Origin of the sequence: Falsihalocynthiibacter sp. BN13B15 (assembly GCF_041205415.1) — a bacterium.
GTDB classification, from domain to species: domain Bacteria; phylum Pseudomonadota; class Alphaproteobacteria; order Rhodobacterales; family Rhodobacteraceae; genus Falsihalocynthiibacter; species Falsihalocynthiibacter arcticus.
This window is the reverse complement of record NZ_JBGFCE010000009.1, coordinates 94,008-117,774: the sequence shown is the minus strand read 5'-3', so window position 1 is coordinate 117,774 and position 23,767 is coordinate 94,008. Positions and strand designations below refer to the sequence as shown.

Below are 23,767 nucleotides of genomic sequence, written 5' to 3'. Positions count from 1 at the left end.
CTTGTGACAAAAAATCGTTCTCCACCTGTTGGCTGGCAGAGGTATTTACACCCCGAGATGCGCCAACTGACCAATCTTGGCGTGAAGGTCCTTGATCTCGCCCTCGTTATTCTCAGCCTTCTTGACCTTGTCCGAAAATACGCCTACCTCCCCTTCAATCGCCGGCCGTTTCCATGAACTCACCTGCGTTGCCTGTCGGGCATGGGTGGAGCTGGCGCTTGGCCGCGATCTCCTGAACTGTTCTTATCTCCACGCAGCGCTTCCAACACCACAGCAGCCTTAAACTTGTCCGAAAAGTTCCGCCGCTTCGTCATTCTCGTATCCATTCATTCGTGTTGGATACACCTTAGCACGCTGTCCAGTTTTGCCGGACCACTTCAGCCGCAACAGAACGCTTACATCGAGCGTTACAGCCGCACTGTCATGCATGAATGGCTGGACCAACATATTATTAAAAACATCGAGGAGGCACAGGACTTCGCCACACTATGGCTATGGAGTTACAACAATGACCGCCCGAATATGGGCATCGGCGGCATGCCCCCCGCCCAGAAACTTAAAATGGCCGCGTAAGTTCTACAGCCGCACCCCGTTAAAAATGGGGGGATTACCAGCCCAGCCCGTCACATCCGATCTACTTCAAGTTGAAATCCAGCAAAATAAAAAATAGTTGTGTACATTAGTGTCTGAAACTTAGGGAGAGGTTTACTAGGTTCACAGCCAGACTAGAAGAATTGTTGGGAATTGGAGAAATATGAGCGCGAATTTTGAAGCAAGGACAGTGCTGCCCGCCCAGATTGAACACCGATATTAATGCTATTAAGTTGAGAGCGGACTAGAAACTGTTGAATTAAATCTTCTTGTTTCTCCGGGTCGGAAAATTGTGTTAGGTCACTGGAACCAAATAATCTTTCCGCTCTATCTTGAAAAACTTCAAGCTGCCTATCAAGATCCAAAGCACCAAACGAAGACGGTAAGTTGAACACAGTGTCAAAAACGCTTCGCAAAGGCGGATTTCCCATTACGGTAAACCATTTACTGTTTGAGGTCATGTCATCATTGGCTATGTCGGTCAGATCTCTTTGAACCGTTAAAGCTAAACGCATACTATCGTTTGCCTGCCCAACGGCCACTTCAAACTGGCGTCCTTTATACGCCTTAACAATTTTGTCTCCAAAGTCGGATAGTTTTGACCTAGGAGTTCCAAGATCAAAGCCAAAGGCTACCGTCATTTCTAAATAGCGCTTGTCGCTAAGGCGATGCGCAAAAGCGTCTTCCAAAAGTGAACCTTCCACCAGTACTTTCTCAACAAATGCTTTATTTGGCAAATCAGCATCGAGTCCAAACGCTCCGAGGGCAACCTTCAAAAGAGTCCGGTCTTTGACCAATTCTTTGGCCGTTGAAATTTTCGAAATATTTTCCTTGAAGTATTCTACTTCTCTTGAAATCAGTTGGGAATTATCATGCACTTCTTGTTGAGATTCTCTTGTGCGAGTCAAGAATGTCCATCCAGCATATCCCGAGAGAGGAATAAGAGCTTGGAAGGTCATAATAGTTCTGCGGCGGCCATCAACCGCTCTTCGCGCGGAAGAAGTGTGCGAAGTAGCTTTAATGCTTGGTAGTATTGCTCTTCTATCACTGCATCAGTCGCTGCTGTTAGTTGATCTCGACTATCTAAATCCACAAGGACTTGGCTCAATTGCTCGATCCCCCGCAGCATTTGGATTTTGGCTTCGCTTTTGTCCGCATCACCGGACAACACCAGTTGTGCAATATAGCACACACGACGGACAGGTGTGTTTACTTCCTCTGGATGTATTGCGTCTCGTAAGCGTAAAATATTAGCGTTTGGTGTAACAATTGAAAGGCGCGAGCGCCGATCTCCGTTTTCGATTACCGCTCCATTAATTAAGACACGCTCTTTTGGACCCAATTTCAATACCAGACCACTCATTTCGCCACCGCCCCGGCTCTTAACCCACGCATTATTGAGGAGTTGACGTCTACCAAGACTTCGGCCGACGCCTCGTCTTTAAGAATTCGGCGGGTGTGGAAATTCGTGAACTCTGCTAAATAGAAAATTCGGGCGCGCAACTCTTCTGGTAGTGCATTACTTTCCTCAGAAACGTCTGAGGCGAGAATTGTCCAAAGCTGTCGATTTTGATGCAAAGCCATGGCGAGCTCCCTAAAACCCTGTTTACCTTTGGCTTCTGCAACCTTTAAGGCGTGGGTTATGCGAGCAAACGCCTCGTATTCAATTCCACGTGAAGTTCGAGTTGTCTTTTGGGTTGAGCCGTAAGCCGTCTTGGCCTGATGTAATGCGTTCACTGTGAGTCCTTCCAGGAAATAGCACAATAAAATTAAATTTGTGTCCGGAGCGCCTTTCCGGCGCTCCGGTTTTTATCGGCTTAGCGGAAGAGTGAGAGGATCGATTGAGGTGCCTGGTTTGCGATGGACAAAGACTGAACAGCCAATTGTTGCTGTGTTTGAAGTGCCGTCAGACGTGCAGACACTTCCTCCATATCCGCATCAACTAGTGTGCCAATGCCCGATTTTAAAGAATCGGTCAGCTTTCCGATGAAGTCGCTTTGGTTTTCAATTCGTGACTGTGTAGAACCAAAATTAGCTCCGGCGTCGATCGAGGATTGGATCAAGTTTTCAATGCTATCTAACGCTGCATTAGCGCCTGCATTCGTACGAACATCAATTTTGTCCAAGCCGAAAAGGCCACCCGAGGCTTTGCCACCAGCATTGCCAGCGGTCGAAAATGCAAGAGACGCCGATCCAGTTCCGTCATTGTCAACTTGAAGACTCCAAGCCTTGGTCGTTGCATCCTGGACAACTTTGGTCGTTACGCCAGCAATACTGCCGCCATCAATCGCGGTTTTAAGCCCTTTGGCTACGTCTTCCATCGACTCGTCTTTTCCGGCGATATAGTTGTAAGAATTGGAACCTACAGTTACTTTGTATCCATCGCCATCTGCGACAGCGGCCACAGTCGATAAGTCAATTTTCTCTGAACGTTGAGCAATCGTACTGTCCGAGGCTGTGTTGGTGCCGGTCGGACCAGCTCCATTTACAGCTGTAATGTCTGAAGAACCGTCTCCTGCCGTAGTCGCTGTCGACTTAACATTCATACCTTCAAACGCCCGCGTTGAGCTAATCGTTAGTACACCCGCGGTGTTTGAAGCCGTAACGCCCTCTAGACCTAGACCATTAATTGCACCGGCAAAATACGACGCAACGTCTGTGACGTCTGTTCCTGTTGCCGTAAAGCTAAGATCAACCCCCGCAACAGTTAATTGCGCTGTGTCAGCAGCTGCCCACGTATCCGCATAGGTAACAACTGCAGTGTTTGCTGCGGAAGCTACTGCAGTAGCGCTATCTGCAACAACGGCATTGGCGGCAATTGAAGTACCCGTTCCAAATGTACCCGCAGTCGTAGTTTGATCTTGACGTGAAACTTTAATATTTGTGGCTGTTACTGAACCATCGCTCGATCGATCAAGTGAAGACAAAACGTTGACGTCCTCAGTACCTTGAACCAAATTCAAACCATTAAACTGGGCCGCCCCAACAACTGCCGTAATCTGATCACGAAGAGCCGAGATATCCGTTTGGATTTTTGTTCGGTCTACATTCTCTTCTTGAGCGGCAACAATTTTACCTTTGATGTCTGTTAGGAGGTCCGTCACGGTCTCAGAGGCTTGTCTCGCAACTGCCACAGTCGATTCACCTAGCGATAGACTGTCGGAAATCGCCTTAAACCCACTCACATCCGCCTCCATCACTTTTGAAATTGCCCAAACTGCAGAATTATCCTTGGCCGAAGACACGGATTTACCAGTGGAAATTTCGTTTTGCGTAGTCGCCATGCTGGCGTTTACACCTTTTAGCGTTTGAAGCGCGACCATCGCGCCTGTGTTTGTCAGAATGCTGGACATCGTGTTTTCCTAATTCCTAAGACGCTTTTGCGCCGGTTTTCATTTCGCACCGACTAAGGCGCAGCTGATGTCATTCTGACATTTACGACGGTCATATTATTTCTCGCCGCATCATCCCGCTTGGAGATGTTCATCCAAACTGAAGGACAAAACCTAAGAGAACCCTAAGTGTGCAGTCTAAGTTTTGTAGAATTTTACTAAAATTTGGAGTTTCATCATCTGACACGAGCGCAACAGATTCTATCGGGCGCATCAGCTTGCGTACGGCAGGCAATCCGAACCTGGAACTTGCTGGAAAACTTCAATTTCGAAGGTCTGTGAATTGACGTGGATTTCTCATTACCCACAGAGCGCGTCGTCCAGAGCTTAAACCAAATCATTGAGTGGCGTGGAAAACCTCGAAGCATACGCGCCGACAATGACCCATAAAACGCTCATATTGAGTGTTACAATCGCTCTGGACTTACAACAACGAGCTCCCCAACTGGGCATCGGTGGCATAACCCCCGCAATAAAACTGAAAGCAGCCAAATAAAATCTACGGCTGAGCTTCATTAAAAATAGGAAGATCACCGTATTCCTTACACTTTATAAACGGTTTCCGGATAATTTTCATTAAACAATTTCTGGAAGTGCTGTCTCAATGATGATCATGACGTCCCTGATTTTTTCAACTCGGAGAATGCGAGTGCAACGGCTGTTTGGGATAGAAGATCTCACCAATTGCTTTGCAACTCCAGTACTTAAAATAGACTCCAATCTTAAGTCTACAGGCGTCACTGCAACGCATTTTTTATCGATACACCAAATCAAGCCGATTTATTTCTGCTTGAAAAAAGCTGAGCACACTTTCTCGATTGGTCTGTCGAAAACTACCTAATAAAATTGAAGAAAGTTAGTTCCAGAATGGAAACAAAGCTGTCAGTTTCGAACCTATTTAGCCCCACTGTATTACTAGCATTGGTGCTGATGGCTATCATCGTCATGATGATTTTACCGGTGCCAGCATGGATTCTGGACATAGGCCTTGCGACGTCCTTTGCACTCGCTATTCTCATGTTCACGGTCACGCTATTTATTGAACGCCCGTTAGATTTCTCGGCATTCCCCACCGTGTTGCTCGCGTCGCTGATGTTGCGATTGTCACTAAATGTTTCGTCAACCAAACTGATCATTGGACAGGGGCATACGGGACCAGGTGCCGCGGGAGATGTTATTCAGGGCTTCGCTAGTTTCGTTATGGGTGGAAGTGTTTTTTTGGGCCTCGTGGTCTTTGGCGTACTTCTCATTGTAAATTTTGTCGTGATCACCAAGGGTGCTGGGAGGATGGCGGAAGTTGGAGCGCGTTTTGCCCTTGATGCGATGCCCGGAAAACAACTCGCAATTGATGCCGACATGTCCGCCGGAGCCATCGACCACAATGAAGCTAAGGAGCGGCGCGAAAAAGATCAGGCTGAAATGACGTTCTTCGGGTCCCTAGACGGTGCCTCAAAGTTTGTAAAAGGCGACGCAATCGCTGGGCTTCTTATTACCCTCCTCAATTTGGTTATGGGTTTGATTATCGGCGTCGCAATTCACGACATGCCAATTGGTCGGGCCTTTGAAACATATGCCATCCTAACCATTGGGGACGGCCTCGTTTCTCAGATTCCAGCGGTAATTATATCGATCGCATCCGCGTTGCTTTTGGCACGTGGAGGCACAACAGGTTCGACGGATTTGGCGATGGTCGCGCAACTCGGAAGGCACCCTGCTGCCTTGGGAACCGTGGCCGTATTGATGGCGCTTTTCGCGCTCGTTCCAGGACTTCCGTTTTTACCGTTTATCGCCGGCGCTCTTACTTTGGGGTACTGCTCTTGGCTGGTTCATAAACGTTTGGCCAAAGAGAAGAAAACCGAGACGGCAGTTACCGAAAATGCGCTTCCCAAAACGGAAAAGAAACCCATCGGAGACACTTTGGATCTGGACGACATCCACGTCGAATTTTCGCCCGATCTCATTAATATGATTTTGGATCCGGCGACAGGTTTGGATGCCAGAATTGAGAATATGCGCACGCATGTGGCCACCGAATACGGGCTGATTCTGCCCGAAATCCGTTTGACAGACGAGGCTTCATTGCCAGCTGGCTCGTATATCATTCGCGTCCAAGGAGTCGAGCAGGCAAGAGACGTGCTGCACCCTGAAAAAGTTTTGGCGCTGATGCTTGATGGTGGGGATTCTCTTCCATCGGGGGAGGATGTTAGCGAGCCTGTTTACGGGGCTCCCGCGCGATGGATCGCACAAGAGGACCAAGACGAGGCGGCTCTATCTGGGTCCACAATTGTGAACTCAAGCGAGGTTCTTGCAACGCACTTGCTTGAAGTCATTAAGCGAAACTTCCCGCGGCTCTTAACGTTGAAGGCTTTGCGCAAAATTCTAGCTGCTTTGACAAACTTGTCCGACGAAAACCGCGCTGCTGCCAATCGGCAAATGTTAGATGAACTTGTTCCTGAGAAGGTTCCAGTAGATCTGCTTTTAAATGTCATGCGGCTCCTCTTGGAGGAGCAAGTTTCCGTGCGAAATTTACCGCTTATTCTTGAGGCGACTGCCGAGGCAAGACCAATTTATCCAAGCGCCGAAGGAATATGCGAACATGTTCGACAGCGGTTAGGCTTCCAACTGGTCGCTGATATCAAGCGAGCCGATGGCACAATCCCATTGATTCAATTGGCGCCTGAGTGGGAAGCGTCTTTCAATCTGTACCAAATGGTTGGGGATCGCGGTCAGGTGGATGTGGCGCTCCCCCCGCTTGAGTTCAATAAATTGGCGGACGGCGTTGCTGATCGCATTGCGCGGGCTGCGGAGGCGGGAACCTATCCCGCAATCGTAACCTCTCGGCTCAGGAGACGCTTTATCCGCACTGTGCTGTCGGCCAAGGGGATCAGCAATCCTGTCCTGTCGTTCGAAGAAATTGGGACGGATGCGCGCCCTGCACTCGTAGGTTTCGTGCCTTTATGAATGAAGCAATGGAACTCATCAGTGGCTGGGGAAAAGACGAACTCACGTCCTTCTTTTTCGTTTTTCTGCGTGTAGGAGCAGCACTTTCCCTTCTTCCAGCGTTCGGTGAACAATCCATTCCACAGCGTGTTCGCCTAGGCCTAGCCATTGCTTTTACAGCCGTTGTCTATCCCGCGGTTTCAGTGGAAATTCGTGCGTATACTATGGCTGAAGGCCAAGCTTGGGGAGGATATGCGAGTGAGATTCTCGTCGGTTTGATACTGGGCTTGGGGCTAAGATTGTTTGTTTTTTCTTTGCAAATGGCGGGATCAATTGCAGCGCAGGCAACTTCGCTGTCGCAAATATTGGGATCTGCACAGGCTGAGCCAACGGCCGCAATCGGACAATTGCTACTTATGGCGGGCCTCGCGCTGGCCGTGATGAATGGGCTCCACATCAGAATTGCCGAGGCTTTCATCCTTTCCTATAACGTCTTCGGTCCTGGGGACGTTCCCCAAGCAAGCGATGTTTCTCAATGGGGCGTCGCCCGAATTGCAAGCGCCTTTTCCCTCGCGTTTTCCCTCGCCGCGCCGTTTGTCATTGCTTCTCTTGTTTATAATGTCGCGCTCGGGGTTATCAACCGCGCCATGCCTCAGTTGATGGTTGCAATGGTCGGCGCACCCGCGATCACCCTTGGAGGCATGGCCCTTCTTTTGATTGTTGCTCCGGTTCTATTGGCGGTGTGGTGGGACGAACTGTCGGTATTTCTTCAAGCACCATTTGGTGTGATGAAATGAGTGACGACGATGACGACGACAAGCAACACGAACCGACGCAAAAGAAATTGGATGATGCGCGCAAAAAGGGTGAGGTACCAAAATCGACCGACCTCATGACTGCCGCAGGCTATGGTGGATTTCTCGTCGCCGCCTATGCGGTTGGAAGCAGCAGCATGAAGGACATGGGGCAATTGTTGGCGAGTATTATCGGCCAATCAGATAGAATTGCCCCGACGCTTTTTGAAGGCAATGGCCTTCCTGTGACGGGAAGCATTATGATGTCGACCCTTAAAATTATGTCGCCGTGGTTCGCACTACCTAGCTTGCTTGTAATTGTAATGATTGTAGCCCAGAAAAGTTTTGTCGTGGCCCCCGACAAACTTGCACCGAAATTGTCGCGAATTTCGCCCATCTCTAACGCCAAAAATAAGTTCGGGCGCGCGGGTATTTTTGAGTTCTTTAAAAGCTTTGTAAAACTTGGAATATATGGCGTCGTTCTGGGTGTGTTTCTATATCAAAATGTTCTCACCATTGTTGCCACGGTCCATATGACACCCGCAATGGCCACAACGGTATTACTGGAACTGGTGATGAAGTTCTTCTTCATCGTCCTCATTATTGCTACAACCCTTGGGGTTTTGGATTTTCTGTTTCAGTATCAAGAGCACATGCGCAAAAACCGAATGTCGCACAAGGATATGAAAGACGAACACAAAAACAGCGAAGGCGACCCGCATGTGAAGCAGAAGCGGCGCCAAAAGGGCTATGAAATTGCCATGAGCCAAATGATGTCGGACGTTGGGAAAGCTGATGTCATCATTGTTAACCCGACCCATTATGCGGTTGCTTTAAAGTGGGATCGTGCCAATGGCGGCGCCCCAATTTGTGTTGCAAAAGGGGTTGATGAAGTTGCCGCAACCATAAGGGAACTAGCGAGCGAGCATGGCGTCCCCATTCACAGTGATCCCCCCACGGCACGTGCCATTTTTGCAGTTGTGGAAATTGGCCATGAAATTCATGCAACACATTATCAAGCCGTCGCCGCTGCAATCCGCTTCGCCGAAAAAATACGCAAGAAGGCACGCGGTTACGGGGTGAAACCGTTTGGATAAACGCCTTAAAAACCTGAAAAACCTTTCAGCGACCCTGCTGGATATCGAATTGTTCAAGCTAAAAAAAATTTCGGCAGATCAGCAGCGGCTTTCGGATGAAATCCTTAGAATTCGAGAGTCTAAAAGCCAACAAGCGGTTACTTTGACAGAGGCAAACGGAATGGATCCGTCCCTGCTTGCGGGCGCTTTTTCCAAATGGGAGGAGTGGTGTACTCAAAAATCAATGAGCCTAAACCAAGAGCAAGCAGTTTTGCGGGTGGAGATGGAAAAACAACGAAAGAAAACACAGGAGATGTTTGGCAGGTCCGAAGCCGTGAAGGAACTTATGAAGCGCGACACAAATATGGCCAAGAAGAAAATGAGGCTCTGATATTATCACAAAACCTCGGCTATAGTTTGTCTAATGATATAGGGAAGTACGGGGATTTTGGAACGTTCTACCGTAGCGAAGCCTGTTGGATAAACAAATAGTACTGTTATTATCGTCGATATATTCTCGTTCGGATTGAAATTCCTACCATCTTGATTTATGCCCTAATAAGCAGCGCTTGGTGGCATTCTCAAAATCGTTTTTGGAGTGTCATGAGCATTTCAAAAACTTGTGGCACTCAATCGTTTGGTGCGCTCATCTCCGAAAAACGCAAAAAGGTTTAAATCGATGTCAGATAAAAAACGCCTCGACATATTGTATACCATTGTAGACGAAGCTCCCCAGCTCGCTAGCGTCTCACTCCTGCCCATCATTCAATCCTTTGCTTCGGCAGTCGGCGTCACCGTCGGTACCCGAGATATTTCCCTGGCGGGTAGAATTTTGGCGACGGTTCCTGAGTTTCTTACCGAGGAGCAACGCCAGTCTGACGACCTTGCCGTATTAGGTGAACTTGTAAAAACTCCCGAAGCCAATGTGATCAAACTACCCAACGTTTCGGCATCTATTCCCCAACTGTCTGCTGCGATTTCCGAGTTGCAAGCGCAAGGTTTTGCCGTTCCAAATTACCCTGAAAACCCCCAAACTGAAGCGGAAAAATCCCTTCAGGCGCGCTATGACGCGATTAAAGGGAGTGCGGTTAATCCTGTTTTGCGGGAAGGCAACTCTGATCGTCGGTCCGCACGGGCTGTAAAAAACTATGCGATGAAAAATCCACATTCGATGGGTGCATGGGCCTCCACATCCAAAACCCACGTCGCTTCAATGCCCGGGAATGATTTCTACGCCAATGAAAAATCGGCAACGATTTCAGCGGCTCAAGCTGGCAAGGCGAAAATAGAATTTGTTGATAACGCAGGTAAAGTGTCCCTGCTGAAAGGTGATCTCAATCTTCTCGAAGGCACGGTCGTAGACGCGACTTTCATGAGCGCAACTTCATTGCGTGCCTTTATCCGCAATGAAATAGTCGACGCGGCGGCGCAAGGCGTCCTGTTCTCCGTTCATCTCAAAGCAACGATGATGAAGGTTTCGGACCCTATCATTTTCGGTCATTTTGTTTACGTTTACCTTGAAGATGTATTCACCAAGCACGCTGATGTTTTGGCGGAATTGGGTGCAAATCCGAATAATGGAATCGGTGATCTATTGGCAAAAATCGACGGCCTCCCCGCCGACAAAAAGGCCGAGATTGCTGCTGATATTGAGGCGAGTATGGCTTCGAAACCACCGCTTTACATGGTGGATTCCGATAAAGGCATCACCAACCTTCACGTTTCCTCTGACGTGATCATCGACGCATCGCTTCCGGCACTCATCCGTGCGGGAGGCAAAGGCTGGGGTCCTGATGGCAAGGCCGCAGACACTAAATGCGTGGTTCCCGACAATTGCTATGCCAGTATTTATGACGAAACGATCAACTATTTCAAAGAGACGGGCGCCTTAGACCCGACCACATCGGGTAGCGTTTCCAACGTCGGTCTCATGGCCCAGAAAGCCGAGGAATACGGCTCGCATCCAACAACATTCGAAGCGCCTTCTAATGGTACAATTCGCTATGTTTTGGCCAACGGGGAAGTCTTGCATTCCCATGACGTAGGGGCCGGCGACATTTGGCGTTCGTCTTCTGCGAATGCCGCTCCGATCAAAGATTGGGTAAAACTGGGCATTAGCCGTCAGAAAGCAACGGGTTCTGCAGCTGTGTTTTGGTTAGATGAAAACCGAGCTCATGATGCTCAGTTGATCCAAGCGGTCAAAGCAATCCTAACCGAAGAGGGCGCCAATGATTTAGGCCTTCAGATCATGGCCCCACGCGAAGCAACGCGTTATAGCCTTGAGCTTATTCGTCAGGGTAAGGACGTGATTTCGATCACGGGGAACGTCTTGCGCGACTATCTCACCGACCTTTTCCCAATCCTAGAGTTGGGAACGTCAGCAAAAATGCTCTCGATCGTTAAGTTGATGAACGGTGGCGGTATGTTCGAAACGGGTGCTGGCGGTTCTGCTCCGAAACACGTTCAGCAACTGGTGTCTGAAGGGCACTTACGTTGGGATTCCCTTGGCGAATTCTGCGCACTTGGTGAATCTTTGACGTTCCTTGCCGAGAGTAAGGGCGATCCTAGAGTTGCTGTTTTGGGCCGCGCTGTAGATGACGCAACTGAAAAACTTTTGGACACGGGCAAATCTCCTGGCCGTAAAGTGGGTCAACTTGACAACCGCGATAGCCATTACTTCTTTGCCTTATATTGGGCAGAAGCTTTGGCTGCTCAAACCGACGATGCCGACCTTGCTGCGCATTTCGCGCCAATCGCGGCGGAATTGGCGGCGAAACAGGATGTGATTCTGGCTGAGCTGTCCGCAACACAGGGTCAGGCTGCTGATCTAGGCGGCTACTATCACACGGAACTTGAAAAGACTGTGGCCGTAATGCGCCCAAGCGCGACATTTAACGCGATTGTTGGATAAGTGAAAATTCGGTTGGCCATCTCATTGGCCAACCGATCCTTGTTCCTGTTTGACTCAGCTTAGTCCGCTGCGGGCAATGTATTTAGCCAAGTCGAGGATGAGCTGACCACGTGCCAATGCGATGGCTTGCGGTCCCCCGTTTGGGTCAAAAGAAACGGCCAGTTCAAAGAGACCTGAGCGTTCGCGGCCACCATCACTCACCCCGACGAAATACTGACCCGCTGCATGATATTGCCCGTCACCCCGTGCAATTAGGCTTTCAAAGCGAACTTCTAGTCGAGCATCGGGAAAAGCCTCAAGCGGCCATGGCGACGATGCCACCCGCGCACCTGTTAGCTTCGAAAGCGCGCGAGAGAGTTCCATAGCAACGGCACGTTCGGGGCTATCAGCCCAGAGTGCCCCACTCTCAGTTACCAATTTACCGCTCGCGTCCTGAAGTGCGATTTCATCGGCTGCGGCATAGGTTGGCAGAGATATTTCACGCACTTCTATGGAGCGAAACCCGATGCGTATCGATTCTGTAACAGCGGGCGGGGCGACGGAATATCGATCAGCAGGGCCTGAGCAGGCAGCAAGCGTTAAAGCGGTTATGGCAAGGGAAGTTCTGAAAAAACTCATGGTTATCGTCCTCGGATTAGGGCGCTGGGATTGCGTTCCAGCATGCGGGCCAGAGACGTCATCGCCGCTGCGGCTTTTGAAATGTCGCGCAGGGTCTCTTGGGCGTCGCGACTTAATACTTTTCCGCTGTTATACCCTGCGATTGTTGCGCTGGCTTCATTCAGAATGCGTTTGATACTGTCCACCAATGCCGGAAGATCTTTGGTGGAGGTTGCAACCGCATCCGCTGCTTGGCGAGCGGAGTCTAACGTTGCGTTGACATTGGTGACGCTTCCGCCTTCGCGCAACTCATTTAGGATCGTGCTTATTTCAGTCAGAGCAGCACCTAATTCTTGCGGTAGCGCACGAGTGGCGTCCGAGCTGATGAACTCATCGGCTGACTCAGTGAGGCGGGTAAGTTGGATTGTTAAGTCTTCAAGGGGCAGTTCTTCGGCCCTTACCGCGACGGCCTCTATTTGTGCAACCAACGCTGGTACACCTTTGACAGATTCCGTCACGCTGTTTGCCGCAGCCGCAGCGGCATCGACAGCCGCAACGAGCTGAGTTGCGAGTTTCTCTTTTTCCACTTCAGCGAGTAACGTTTCAAAGCGGACAATCGCGGCGTTGAGGGAGACTGGAATATTCTGAATATCTTTCGATGACACAAAATTTCTAACCTCAATCAATGTATCACTCACCTCTTTTGGTATTTCGCGCAAGTTTCCATCGGAAGCCACGGCCTCGGCACTATCGAGGAAATCAATGGCGCTGTGGAGGAGCTGCTCGATGGGCAGTTTGTTAATGCGGTCTAGCACACCCTCGACAGTACCTGCAGCATCTGTGATTTCGCTTTTCGTTGCCGGAATAACAGGCACGATGCCCTCACCAGTCAACATGACAGCTTTTGGCGCGTTATCGACCTGTAAAAGTTCGATTTTAAGGCCTCCCGTCAAGATACTGGTGGAAGCTAGACGCGCGCGCAAACCCTCCTGAACCCGTCGCGATAAGAACTCTAGCGCGGTCTTGGGCGACGCCTCGCCCTGCAACCCAAGGCGCGCGGGTTGGATCGACAGCACGGCATTCAGTCGTACGCGATTATCACCAAAAGTTTTTGCATCAATGATCCCCGAAACGCTCTGCACTTTGCCGATTTTCAGGCCATTGATTTCGACAGGCGCATCTACGGCGAGCCCCGAGATATTCTCTTCAAAGACCACACGCATTTCGACGGTCTCGACTTCGGCCCCAACGAAGAGATTGTTGCGTGCCGTTGCTTTGTCGGTGAAAACTTCGAAGACGGTCCCGCTGGCGACGGGTGAGCCATCGGAAACAAAAGTATCAAAGGTCACACCACCGCCTAAGAGGGTCGCAAGCGAGGAGAAATCAATCTTGGCGCCCGACGCACCAACCGAAAATGTAAATCCGGAGGTGTCCCAGAACCGTGTTGACGGCGTAATCAACTGGCTGTGCGGGTCATAAATGATGGCCTCGGCAATTGCATAACTTCCCTCGACCGAAATGCGTGCTTTTCCGATGCGCCCAACTTCTATCCCGCGAAATGTGATCGGGCTGTTGTCGGTCAAACTACCGCCAGACGTGGAGCGTACTGCGATTTCAAGACCTTCTTTCCCTTGCTGGGAAAGCGGCGGATCTACTAACCCTTTGAATTTTGTCCCCCTGGCACTGATCGTGCTGTCCCATGATCCTTCAATATAAACTCCGGACAAAACCGTATCCAAGCCGGTAACGCCACTGGCGCTCACTTCGGGCCTCACGACCCAGAAGTTTGAGGCGACATCCACAAAAGGCGCGATTTCTTTGTGTAAGCGCACAGAAACGATGACCGCAGCAAGGTCGGGTGCGAATTCAATACCTTCAACAACACCAACTGTAACATCGCGATACCGAAGCTCTGTTTTCTTTGCAGCAATGCCCGCACCGTTTTGAAACGCAATTTCAATCAATGGTCCACGGCTGTCATAGGCCTGCCATGCCACGCCGAGCGAGACCACTAGCGCCGCCAAGGGGATCACCCAGACAATTGAAGCGCGATCAAAAAAGGATTTCCGAGCCGGCTTGATAGCAACGGGAGGTGGGCGATCATTCATGTTTTGATGGCTTTCTGTTTGGCTTGGACATCCCAGATCATTCTGCTGTCAAAAGCTTGCGCGGATAGCATTGTAAAAATAACCGAGAGGGCAAAAAATAGGCTGGCACGACCAGGATTAATAGACGCGATCGTATTGAGTTGCACCAGAGAGGACATAATCGCAACGACAAAGATGTCGATCATTGACCATCGACCAATATACTCCACCATCTCGTAGACAAATTGGCGTTGGTGTTTCGTGACGTTGGACGTGCGATTCACAGAGAGAGCCAAAAAGGCAATGGCCATGAATTTTCCAACGGGGATGACCACACTGGCGAAAAGGATGATGAAAGCGACAGCAAAGGAACCGTGGTGCATTAGTTCAACCGCCCCATCAACAATCGTATTTTCTTGCGTAAAAACCAAAGTGCGGGTTTGCAGCATCGGATACACGTTTGCTGGTACATAGCACATAAGCCCAACCAGCCAGAGCGCCCAAACCCGCTGCATACTTTTCACTTCACGCGAGACAATTTTTTTGCCACATCGGCCGCACGCAGGTGTGCCCACAGGCCAAACCTGCGTACAGCGCGTACACGCCACAACTCCAAGGTCGTGCGCGCTCACGATGTCTAGGCCTTGTCCAGCGAGTTCCATACCGACCACCTACATACAAAATTATCTTGGAATATTGTTAATATCACCAAAGCTACAAACATCCAAAACGCGGGCCCAAATGAAACGTCCGCAATACCACTTATCTTGACCAACGCAACTGCACACCCGATTGCAAATATTTCTGCCATCGACCATGGCCGTAGGGCTTCCGACAGGCGAAAGGCGTGGACTGCTCCGCGGGCGGGCGGGCGGTCTAGCACAATTGGTACAAGCACATAGATTCCCAACAAGGCGCGCGTCAGGGGAATGACAATAATAAGCGAAGCCATGGCGAGAGACAGCGCAATGAGCAACCCGTGATTAAACGCAAAAACCGCATCTAGGATCGACATCGAGTTAGTCGTTCCAGCCGCATCTATCGTCAGGAATGGAAAAACAGTTGCTGCGATAATCAGGATGGCAATCGCAAGCGAAACAGCAATAATTTGCAGCCCTGCTTTGCGGCGGGGTGTAATCAGGTCAGCTCCGCAGCGGCCGCACGACGCCTTTTCCCCATTCTCCGGACGGCGCAACGTATAAACCGCATCACAATGCGGGCAAACAATCAAGTCGCTAAGGGGAATCGCAGGCGCTTCAGACATCAAACATAATTATCCTAATTCGAGTGCAGACTACAGAGCACCCATTCTATTTCTAAATTCCACCGCAAATGCTTCGGTGTTTGGATGCCGCCCTAGTCCTCAAGACCCAAAACTGAATCCGCATTTGCACGACGGTAATTCACAAACGTTTTCGCACTCAAAACAACAAAAAACGTATCCATATCGATAAGTATATAGCCTTCTTCTAAAAGTGCCCGCGAAAGGCTCTGAATATCTTCGGGATACAATCGCTTACGGTCTAGCATATCGCGCAAAACTTTTGAGGCAATTCGATAACGCCCAGAGTCTTTACCGCCAAAACTGGTAAGGTAAAGTGCGCTGAGCTGTTTGGCTGTGTGTTCAAAATTATTCATATCGAATTTATATAAGGTAAATAAATTTTGTCTATAGACAAATAAATACATCCATTTATAGGGAGGCAAGGAGATTTTCCATGACTATGAACCCAGAACAGATCGACCAACCCATCGAAGTTTCAGACGCACTGTATAGTGCGGTCGAAAGCGGTGATGCTATTGCGTTGCAAAACCTCCTAGAACCATTGTCTCTCGCGGAAGCCTTGCGCGAAATTTTACAAATGGATTCCGCTGGGCGTGCGACTGTTCTGTCCCTTATCTCCGCAGAGCTTGCGGCGGCAATCATTGAGGAAGCGCCCCACGAAACGGGTGCCGACCTCATGGAGACCCTTGAGGTTCTGCGCGCCTACGAGATTATGGAGGAGTTGGACTCCGACATTCAGGCCGACCTTATTGGTGACATGCAATACGAAGATGCCGAAGCGATCTTGCAGCAGATGGATGCTGAAGACGCTGCGGATGTTCGTCGCCTAGTCGATTACGAAGATGACACTGCCGGTGGTCTAATGATGGCTGAGGTTTTTGTCTTTTCGGACACCCAAACCGTAGGGGCCGTACTTCGGCAATTGGCCAGTGACGACAACGACGTGGATCGCTATCGAGGGCAACACCCCTATGTCTTGAACGCGGCGTCCGAGCCCATTGGTGTTGTGTCTCTGCGTGGCCTTTTGACGTCAAAACGTTCTGATCGTTTGACTGAGATTATGGTGCAGCCGTTAACGATACCAGTGACGGCCAGCCTTTCTGAGCTCGAAGATATTTTCAATAAGCATCCCTTCCTAGGAATGCCGGTTGTTGAAGAGGACGGAAAGCTCGTGGGCGTGGTTTCGCGCGCAGCTGTGAGTCAAGCTTTGCTCGAACGATCTGAATCCGAGACAATGAAATTGCAGGGTGTTGTTGGGGATGAGTTGCGCTCAATGCCGACGTGGTTGCGATCGAAGCGGCGTTTGGCGTGGCTCTCGGCCAATATCGTCCTCAATATCCTAGCGGCTTCTGTTATATCTGCTTATGAGGAAACCCTTACCGCCGTGATCGCCATCGCAATTTTCCTACCGATGGTCTCGGACATGTCAGGGTGTTCGGGAAATCAGGCGGTCGGTGTCAGTATGCGTGAGTTGAGCCTCGGTTTGGTCCGCCCCAAAGATGCCGCGCGAGTCTGGATGAAAGAAATCACCGTGGGTGTGATTAACGGTATTGCACTTGGTCTTCTCATTGGAATCGTGGCTTGGGTCTGGAAGGGCAATCCGGCTCTTGGCCTCGTCATTGGCCTCGCGCTTGCGCTTAACACCATGCTCGCCGTATCGATTGGGGGCGTGGTCCCACTTTTGCTCAAACGCTTGGGACAAGACCCTGCTGCCGCAAGCGGCCCTTTGCTCACAACCGTGACCGATATGGCCGGTTTCTTCTTTGTTTTGAGTCTCGCATCACTCATGATGCCTTGGCTGATATAATTTAGCGCTGATTGAGAAAAACTATGCCTATGAAAAAAGCCCCTTTGGTTATCGGATGGATTGAGCATGTCTCGCTGCCTGAGCTTTCCCTGCCAAATATTCGGGCCAAAATAGATACCGGCGCGCGAACGTCTGCCCTGCATGCAACTGAGATTACTCCGTTTCAAAAGGACGGCGAACTCTGGGTGCGGTTTGTGGCTCAACTCCATGACGAAGCACCGAACGTCCGAGTGGAAACACCAATTTATGACATTCGCCATATTAAAAACACGGGTGGTATACCGGAAGAGCGCATCGTAATCCGTGCCGCACTCCATATTGCGGGACAATCTTGGCCGATTTCAGTATCTTTAACCGATCGAAGTAAGATGCGGTTTCCAATGATCGTGGGTAGGACCGCGTTGAAAAAGCACAATATTGCCGTCCACACACACAGAACAAACTTAACAGCCAACTGACCTAACAGCGGCGCTCTTTAAGCGGAAGGACCACAAAATGAAAATCGCAATGATGGCTCGGAATCCAGACCTATATTCCCATAAACGCCTCAAAGAAGCTGCCGAAGAGCGCGGACATGAGTTTCGCATCATTAACACCCTGAGTTGTTACATGAACATCGCGTCTCGCCGTCCAGAAATGTACTACAACGGCGAAAAACTTGAGGGTTTTGACGCGGTCATTCCACGCATTGGGTCCTCTATTACGTTTTATGGCCTCGCCGTTTTGCGCCAGTTCGAGATGATGGGCGTTTACCCTCTCAACGAAAGTGTCGCCATCGGGCGCTCACGCGACAAACTGCGCTCTATGCAACTTTTGGCGCGCGACGGCATTGGCCTTCCGGTGACAACATTCGCCCACGACCCCAAGCAAACCAAGGAAGTTCTGAAACTCGCGGGCGGGGCGCCTGTGGTCATTAAATTGCTTGAAGGCACGCAAGGGATTGGCGTGGTTCTGGCCGATACGGATCGTTCCGCCATATCTGTGGTAGAAGCGTTTCGCGGCGCGAAGGTGAACATCCTTTTGCAGGAATTCATCAAGGAGTCCGGTGGCACCGATATCCGTGCGATCGTCGTTGGCGGCAAGGTAATTGCGGCGATGAAACGCACGGGCGCAGGCGACGATTTCCGTTCAAACTTGCATCGCGGTGGCTCGGCAAAGTTGATCAAGCTGTCGCCTGAGGAACGATTGACAGCATCCCGTGCGGCCAAATCCATGGGCCTCAATGTCTGTGGTGTTGATATGCTACGCGCCAACCACGGCCCCGTTGTGATGGAAGTTAACTCCTCTCCGGGACTTGAGGGTGTAGAAAAAGCAACAGGTTTGGATGTGGCCGGAAAAATCATTGAATATATTGAAAAATCGGCAAAACCCTATGCGACCAAAACAAAAGGTAAGGGTTAATGCCAACGCGCAAAAGTTTTATAATTGCAGGGCAAGAAATTCTACCGGGCACCAGAAGAACCGTTGATCTACCCGTAAGCGTCATGTCCGATCACACACCCGTTTCAATGTCGGCGCACGTTATTCACGGAAAACTCAACGGACCTGTGGTATTCATTAGCGCGGGCGTGCACGGGGACGAAGTGATTGGCGTTGAGATTGTGCGCCGTCTGTTGCGGACGTCAAATGTGAAAACTTTGCGCGGCACATTGATTGTGGTTCCGATCGTAAATGCGTTCGGGTTCATAAATCATTCCAGATACTTGCCAGATCGGCGCGACTTGAATCGCTCGTTCCCTGGAAGCCCAAGCGGCTCCTTGGCGGCGCGGTTGGCCTATCTGTTTTTAACTGAAGTGGTCGCCCGAAGTGACCTTGGGATCGATCTACATTCAGCAGCAATACACCGCACTAATTTGCCACAGATCCGGATTTCCCCTGATGTGCCACGCACTGCGGAATTGGCCGAGGTTTTCGGTGCGCCCGTGATTTTGCAGTCACCTTTGCGGGAAGGTTCCATGCGGGGAGCGGCTAAGGCCCTTGGCAAGGATGTGCTTTTGTTTGAAGCGGGTGAAGGGCTCCGCTTTGACGAAATGTCAGTGCGGTCCGGTGTTGCTGGCATTTTGCGAATTTTGCGCCACATGGGGATGATTTCGGCAAAAGGAGTGGCAAAGCCCAAGGCCCCCTCGCAATATTGTGCATCTAGCAAATGGCTTCGAGCCCCCATGGGTGGGTTGTTGCGGAATTTTCGTGGCGATGGCGACGTTGTAAAAAAGGGCGAGGTCATCGCTTCTGTATCGGATCCGTTTGGACAAGTGGATGAAGAAATTATTGCGCCCTTTAATGGCATCGTTATTGGACGAGCCGTTATGCCAATCGTCAACGAAGGGGACGCTGTTTTTCACTTGGCGCGCGTGACGTCGGTTGCAAAGACAACCGAAAACGTTGAGGATTTGAGCGAGCAACTAGCCGATGATCCTCTCTTTGATGAGGACGAAATTATTTAGCGGATTTTGAGTCGCACCAATCTTTGCCGAAGCCATTTTGAAAGGGCCCTTGATGTTGAAGACGAGCCCCAAACCCATATGTGCCTTTAATGTGTCCTCTGAGGGGGGGTGCGAGCGCATTGTGGCTCCGCTCGGCCCCAAGATTGAACTTCCTGCGACGGGATATCTGTGGCTACATTTTGACTTGAATGATGCCAATTTGGAGCCTTGGATTGAACAGGTTCTCCCACGCACAGCCGCCAGAGCATTGCTTCAGCCAGAAACACGTCCACGGTGCGACCGATTGGAGGATGGGATGATCCTTACGTTGCGTGGCGTAAACCTCAATCCCGGCGCGGACCCAAATGACATGGTTTCCGTACGATTGTGGATTCAGGAGGGGCTTATTGTAAGCGCACGCGCCCGAAAAATATGGGCTGTCGATGCTATTCGTCAGAAAATGGAGACTGGGGTCGGGCCGGAAAGTATTGGCGCATTTCTCGCTGAATTGACATATGGCCTTACCAAACGCATTGAAAAAGTGTCGCTGGATTTAGTAGAAGGCACTGATGCGGTTGAAGATAGCGCAATGAGCCAAGTGCAACGCGTAAGCGGTGAGCTTTCAGCGCTGCGTCACAGCGTCATAAAAATAAGACGATTCGTTCGCCCACAAACAGAGGCAATCGCTGATCTATCCAGCGGCTCAACTTGGACTTTCGAACCCCACCAGCGCGACGTCCTCAAGGAAGTTGCGAACCGTGCTGTCCGCACGATGGAAGAACTTGATGCGACATCAGATCGCTTGCACGTCATTCAAGAGCATTTAGACATGCTCCACGCAACAACCCTAGGCCGGAACAGTTATGTGTTGTCTGTCGTTGCTGCAATATTCCTCCCGCTAGGGTTTTTAACAGGCCTGTTCGGGATCAATGTTGGCGGAATGCCAGGGCTTGATTCGAGGTACGGCTTTTTGGCAGTAACAGGCGGATCAGCATTTCTCGGCCTCGTGCTCTATGCGGTATTTAGGCGCTTAAAGTGGCTCTAAATCAAAATAGTTCCGCTCAAACGGTAATGCAGGCGAGTGTTTCTGCGGGTGCCGCGTCCGAAACCGAATTTCATTTTAGCGCTGAAAGAGTTGGATTTCCAAACCCATATTCGGCTATATTTCATTTTTGCGGGCACCTTGAAACAGAAAGCCCTGCAGATGTTTAAAGTGGGTCTCGGTGATTAGGACAACAAAAGAGACGCCTCTTAGGATCGACAACCGAACCGCGCGCAGGCTTTGGCTGCATTCTCAGGGGCTGGGTAAAGCTCCGACGGGGCCACTTGATGTGCTTGGCATCATCCGCAAAATGGGTTTTGTGCAATTAGATTCAATCCAAATTGTTTCACGCGCCCACCACCATATATTATGGAGTCGCAACCAGAAATACCGCGAGCATTTGTTGGACGAGATGTTGGCAAAACATCGAAGCGTTTTTGAGCATTTCACCCATGACGCTTCGATAATTCCAATGGAATTTCTTCCCATGTGGCGCCGTCAGTTCCGCCGCAAACGAGAATATCTGGATAAATCTAGCTGGTTCAACGGATTGCCCAACACGGTTGCGCGGAAAGCTATCAAATCACGTATCGCTGCTGAAGGCCCGCTTTCTACCCACGCATTTGACACAAAGATCACTGGCCCAAAGAAAATGTGGTCACGCCCGCCGCATAAGTTGGCATTGGATTATATGTGGTACACTGGCGAACTTGCCACGTCCCACCGCGTTAACTTTACCAAATATTACGATCTAGCGGAGCGGATTTACCCCGAGCAGACCACAGCACCGCATCTGTCGGACCAACAACAAATTGATTGGCTTTGCCATGCGGCACTTGACCGAATGGGATTTGGTACGATTGCCGAGGTACAAAAATTTTGGGAAGCCGTGGATAGAACCGAAGTCCGCAACTGGGTCGAGGCGAAAAGTGATGTGCGGCGGGTTGAAATCGTGACCGCGCAAGGAACGCTCCTCGAAGCTCTTGCTCCGGCGGACATAGAGGACCGCATTGCGAATCTTAAGCCACCTACTTCACGGTTGCGGATATTGAATCCATTTGATCCAGTGATCCGCGACCGGAGCCGATTGAGTCGACTTTTTGGTTTTGATTATCGAGTGGAAATGTTCGTTCCTGCCGCAAAACGTATTTGGGGCTATTATGTATTCCCGATTTTGGAGGGCGACCGTTTTGTTGGGCGGATCGAATTGAAGGCCGATCGAAAAAATTTAGTGCTACACGTTCTTAATTTTTGGCCGCAGGGTAACACTAATTGGCCGACGAGCAGACGCGTAAAACTCGAAGCCGAATTAGATCGTTTGGCACGTTTTGTCGGAACCCATACGGTTTCATGGAGCTAAGTAGCCCTTCGGGCGAAACACCAATTTACATGCAGTAACTCAGTTCAAGTTTTTAAAGCAAATCTAACCACGCTCCAGTTTCTTGATCTTGCCCGCGAGATTAAGCCGCAGGAACGACTGGCCCTTCATAGGGAGCAGAGTCGCAAGAGGCGAAAGCTGTAGTCTCGGTAGGAGAAAACTCCAAGTCGCGGACAATTATCCAAAGGACTCCTGCCGAACAACATCCGTTATTAGGACGTCCGAAACCGAATTGCCTAGTGCTTTGCGAGCAGACTCCAGAAGGGCATTTTGCAAAATCATCATATTGTTGCTGCTAGTGAAGGAGCCCTCAAAACCTCCAGCATTTGCGTGATCGAAAAGAACAAGAAGGAATGCGTTCCTTAGCTTAGGTTCGAGTGCAAATACAGCTTGGCTGTACCCTGAAACCACCTCCAAATTTAGAGCAAGTACAACCAAAGCTTTCACCCTCCCATCCTCCACGATGGGGATAACGAATTGGTTGCTCAACTTCACATATTCATGAGTTGACGAATCCATTTCGTCAGCAGGAATTGGTGCTGCGTCAGCAACCTCAAGGCCGGAAGTCTCCTGCAAATCAGGTTCACACACGATACTTGGCTCCTCTGGCTCTTGCTTAATCGCGACACCGGCGCCAATACCGGCACAGATACCTATTACAGCCATAAGAATAGGTAGTATTTTCTTCATCTGGAGCTTTCTAGATTAGAATGGAAGAATAATATCATTGATTTGCTGACCGTAAGATGGCTGTTGAACCTGGGTAATCTGCCCGCGGCCGCCATATGAAATCCGAGCCGAGGCAATCTTGTCATACGTGATTTGATTTTGGCGTGAAATGTCTTCTGGTCGCACATATCCTGAAACCAACAGCTCTCTTATTTCAAAGTTTACACGGACTTCTTGGGAGCCTTTGATCGCAAAAACCCCATTTTGGAGAACATCAACGACTGTCGCTGCCACCTTCAACGTAAGCTTTTCATTTCTTCGAACGGAACCACTGCCTTGGTGGGACGTAGACGAATTTGTTTCAACAGCATCGGCCATGGAAGCCCCAGGAGGAAGCATTTCATCTAGGCGCTGAGGAATTCCAAAAAACTGAGGAATTCCCATCGAAGTATTGCCCGTTCGATCACGAGATGAGGTGTTCGAAATTTCAGCTTTTTCATCGATTTCGATGACGACGGTCAAGATGTCCCCACGGCGCAGTGCTCTGCGATCGCTAAAAAGCGACTGATCTTCTCCACTCCACAATGAGGCCGCATCTTTCCTGCTCGTTGGTTCAAGCGAAACGGGAAAACCGGGTGACATCATCGACGAATATTCAAGCGAGCCTCTGGTTTCCGTAAATTCGGGCGCTTGCCCTACTTCACTCAACGACTGACAGCCGGACAAAAAAGCGACGGATAGAAAAGCAATCGAGATTTTCTTCATTTTTTTTCCT

23 protein-coding genes and 2 pseudogenes are annotated in these 23,767 nt (G+C 50.1%); 13 read left to right on the top strand and 12 right to left on the bottom strand.

Annotated features, from left to right (window positions below):
- Positions 1–45: 45 nt before the first annotated feature.
- The gene (locus tag AB9F26_RS15190; protein WP_369755804.1) at positions 46–183 is read right to left on the bottom strand and encodes a hypothetical protein; all 138 of its coding nucleotides are present in this window, start codon (positions 181–183) and stop codon (positions 46–48) included.
- 189 nt (positions 184–372) lie between these two features.
- Here AB9F26_RS15190 and AB9F26_RS15185 point away from each other — a divergent pair.
- A pseudogene (locus tag AB9F26_RS15185) lies at positions 373–573 on the top strand (integrase core domain-containing protein); the annotation flags it as partial.
- A 152-nt stretch (positions 574–725) separates the two neighbouring features.
- Here AB9F26_RS15185 and AB9F26_RS15180 read toward each other — a convergent pair.
- The 4 genes from AB9F26_RS15180 to AB9F26_RS15165 form a co-directional block, all read right to left on the bottom strand.
- Entirely contained in the window at positions 726–1,550 is an 825-nt protein-coding gene (locus AB9F26_RS15180; RefSeq protein WP_335584644.1) for a DUF1217 domain-containing protein, read from the bottom strand.
- Positions 1,547–1,954, bottom strand: coding sequence for a flagellar biosynthesis repressor FlbT (gene flbT / locus AB9F26_RS15175; RefSeq protein WP_335584643.1), 408 nt, complete (start codon positions 1,952–1,954; stop codon positions 1,547–1,549). Before flbT ends, AB9F26_RS15180 begins: the two co-directional genes overlap by 4 nt.
- The gene (gene flaF, locus AB9F26_RS15170) at positions 1,951–2,328 is read right to left on the bottom strand and encodes a flagellar biosynthesis regulator FlaF (protein WP_039000250.1); all 378 of its coding nucleotides are present in this window, start codon (positions 2,326–2,328) and stop codon (positions 1,951–1,953) included. The genes flbT and flaF overlap by 4 nt, the downstream gene beginning before the upstream one ends.
- A gap of 80 nt (positions 2,329–2,408) precedes the next feature.
- Positions 2,409–3,944 carry a flagellin gene (locus AB9F26_RS15165; protein WP_335584642.1) on the bottom strand — a complete coding sequence of 512 codons (1,536 nt, stop codon included), beginning with the start codon at positions 3,942–3,944 and terminating at the stop codon, positions 2,409–2,411.
- A 291-nt stretch (positions 3,945–4,235) separates the two neighbouring features.
- On the opposite strand from AB9F26_RS15165, the pseudogene AB9F26_RS15160 reads away from it, so the two are divergent.
- From AB9F26_RS15160 to AB9F26_RS15135, 6 genes and pseudogenes are all read left to right on the top strand, one after another.
- Positions 4,236–4,479, top strand: a pseudogene (locus AB9F26_RS15160) (IS3 family transposase); the annotation flags it as partial.
- A 434-nt stretch (positions 4,480–4,913) separates the two neighbouring features.
- Positions 4,914–6,944, top strand: coding sequence for a flagellar biosynthesis protein FlhA (gene flhA, locus AB9F26_RS15155; protein WP_369757950.1), 2,031 nt, complete (start codon positions 4,914–4,916; stop codon positions 6,942–6,944).
- An 8-nt stretch (positions 6,945–6,952) separates the two neighbouring features.
- Positions 6,953–7,720 (top strand): flagellar biosynthetic protein FliR, encoded by a 768-nt coding sequence (locus AB9F26_RS15150; protein ID WP_335584640.1) that lies wholly within the window; start codon positions 6,953–6,955, stop codon positions 7,718–7,720.
- Positions 7,717–8,814 (top strand): flagellar biosynthesis protein FlhB, encoded by a 1,098-nt coding sequence (locus AB9F26_RS15145; RefSeq protein ID WP_039000254.1) that lies wholly within the window; start codon positions 7,717–7,719, stop codon positions 8,812–8,814. The genes AB9F26_RS15150 and AB9F26_RS15145 overlap by 4 nt, the downstream gene beginning before the upstream one ends.
- Positions 8,807–9,184 carry a hypothetical protein gene (locus AB9F26_RS15140; RefSeq protein ID WP_335584639.1) on the top strand — a complete coding sequence of 126 codons (378 nt, stop codon included), beginning with the start codon at positions 8,807–8,809 and terminating at the stop codon, positions 9,182–9,184. The genes AB9F26_RS15145 and AB9F26_RS15140 overlap by 8 nt, the downstream gene beginning before the upstream one ends.
- 288 nt (positions 9,185–9,472) lie before the next feature.
- A complete protein-coding gene (locus AB9F26_RS15135; protein ID WP_369768378.1) occupies positions 9,473–11,704 on the top strand; it encodes an NADP-dependent isocitrate dehydrogenase in 2,232 nt (743 codons plus the stop codon).
- A 54-nt stretch (positions 11,705–11,758) separates the two neighbouring features.
- Here the strand turns inward: AB9F26_RS15135 and AB9F26_RS15130 are convergent, their stop codons facing one another.
- The 5 genes from AB9F26_RS15130 to AB9F26_RS15110 form a co-directional block, all read right to left on the bottom strand.
- On the bottom strand, positions 11,759–12,322 hold the full coding sequence (locus tag AB9F26_RS15130) for an ABC-type transport auxiliary lipoprotein family protein (protein WP_335584637.1): 564 nt from the start codon (positions 12,320–12,322) through the stop codon (positions 11,759–11,761).
- 2 nt (positions 12,323–12,324) lie between these two features.
- Positions 12,325–14,409, bottom strand: coding sequence for an MlaD family protein (locus AB9F26_RS15125; RefSeq protein ID WP_335584636.1), 2,085 nt, complete (start codon positions 14,407–14,409; stop codon positions 12,325–12,327).
- Complete coding sequence (locus AB9F26_RS15120) at positions 14,406–15,050, bottom strand: paraquat-inducible protein A (RefSeq protein ID WP_335584635.1); 645 nt, start codon at positions 15,048–15,050, stop codon at positions 14,406–14,408. The genes AB9F26_RS15125 and AB9F26_RS15120 overlap by 4 nt, the downstream gene beginning before the upstream one ends.
- Entirely contained in the window at positions 15,026–15,652 is a 627-nt protein-coding gene (locus tag AB9F26_RS15115) for a paraquat-inducible protein A (protein WP_039000259.1), read from the bottom strand. The genes AB9F26_RS15120 and AB9F26_RS15115 overlap by 25 nt, the downstream gene beginning before the upstream one ends.
- 92 nt (positions 15,653–15,744) lie before the next feature.
- A complete protein-coding gene (locus tag AB9F26_RS15110; RefSeq protein ID WP_335584634.1) occupies positions 15,745–16,026 on the bottom strand; it encodes a hypothetical protein in 282 nt (93 codons plus the stop codon).
- Positions 16,027–16,106: 80 nt separating this feature from the next.
- Between AB9F26_RS15110 and mgtE the strand changes: the two genes are divergently transcribed.
- From mgtE to AB9F26_RS15080, 6 genes are all read left to right on the top strand, one after another.
- The gene (mgtE, locus tag AB9F26_RS15105; protein WP_335584633.1) at positions 16,107–17,480 is read left to right on the top strand and encodes a magnesium transporter; all 1,374 of its coding nucleotides are present in this window, start codon (positions 16,107–16,109) and stop codon (positions 17,478–17,480) included.
- Positions 17,481–17,503: 23 nt separating this feature from the next.
- The gene (locus tag AB9F26_RS15100; RefSeq protein ID WP_039000261.1) at positions 17,504–17,938 is read left to right on the top strand and encodes a RimK/LysX family protein; all 435 of its coding nucleotides are present in this window, start codon (positions 17,504–17,506) and stop codon (positions 17,936–17,938) included.
- 37 nt (positions 17,939–17,975) lie between these two features.
- Positions 17,976–18,881 carry a 30S ribosomal protein S6--L-glutamate ligase gene (gene rimK, locus AB9F26_RS15095; protein ID WP_335584632.1) on the top strand — a complete coding sequence of 302 codons (906 nt, stop codon included), beginning with the start codon at positions 17,976–17,978 and terminating at the stop codon, positions 18,879–18,881.
- Positions 18,881–19,924: a succinylglutamate desuccinylase/aspartoacylase family protein gene (locus AB9F26_RS15090; protein ID WP_039000263.1), complete on the top strand. Its 1,044-nt coding sequence runs from the start codon at positions 18,881–18,883 to the stop codon at positions 19,922–19,924. Before rimK ends, AB9F26_RS15090 begins: the two co-directional genes overlap by 1 nt.
- 52 nt (positions 19,925–19,976) lie before the next feature.
- Positions 19,977–20,948 carry a zinc transporter ZntB gene (locus AB9F26_RS15085; RefSeq protein WP_369768377.1) on the top strand — a complete coding sequence of 324 codons (972 nt, stop codon included), beginning with the start codon at positions 19,977–19,979 and terminating at the stop codon, positions 20,946–20,948.
- A 178-nt stretch (positions 20,949–21,126) separates the two neighbouring features.
- Positions 21,127–22,305 carry a DNA glycosylase AlkZ-like family protein gene (locus tag AB9F26_RS15080; RefSeq protein ID WP_335584629.1) on the top strand — a complete coding sequence of 393 codons (1,179 nt, stop codon included), beginning with the start codon at positions 21,127–21,129 and terminating at the stop codon, positions 22,303–22,305.
- Between the two features lie 195 nt (positions 22,306–22,500).
- On the opposite strand, the gene AB9F26_RS15075 is transcribed toward AB9F26_RS15080, so the two are convergent.
- Positions 22,501–23,013 (bottom strand): flagellar basal body-associated FliL family protein, encoded by a 513-nt coding sequence (locus tag AB9F26_RS15075; RefSeq protein WP_335584628.1) that lies wholly within the window; start codon positions 23,011–23,013, stop codon positions 22,501–22,503.
- A gap of 15 nt (positions 23,014–23,028) precedes the next feature.
- The gene (gene flgH / locus AB9F26_RS15070) at positions 23,029–23,757 is read right to left on the bottom strand and encodes a flagellar basal body L-ring protein FlgH (protein WP_335584627.1); all 729 of its coding nucleotides are present in this window, start codon (positions 23,755–23,757) and stop codon (positions 23,029–23,031) included.
- Positions 23,758–23,767: the final 10 nt, after the last annotated feature.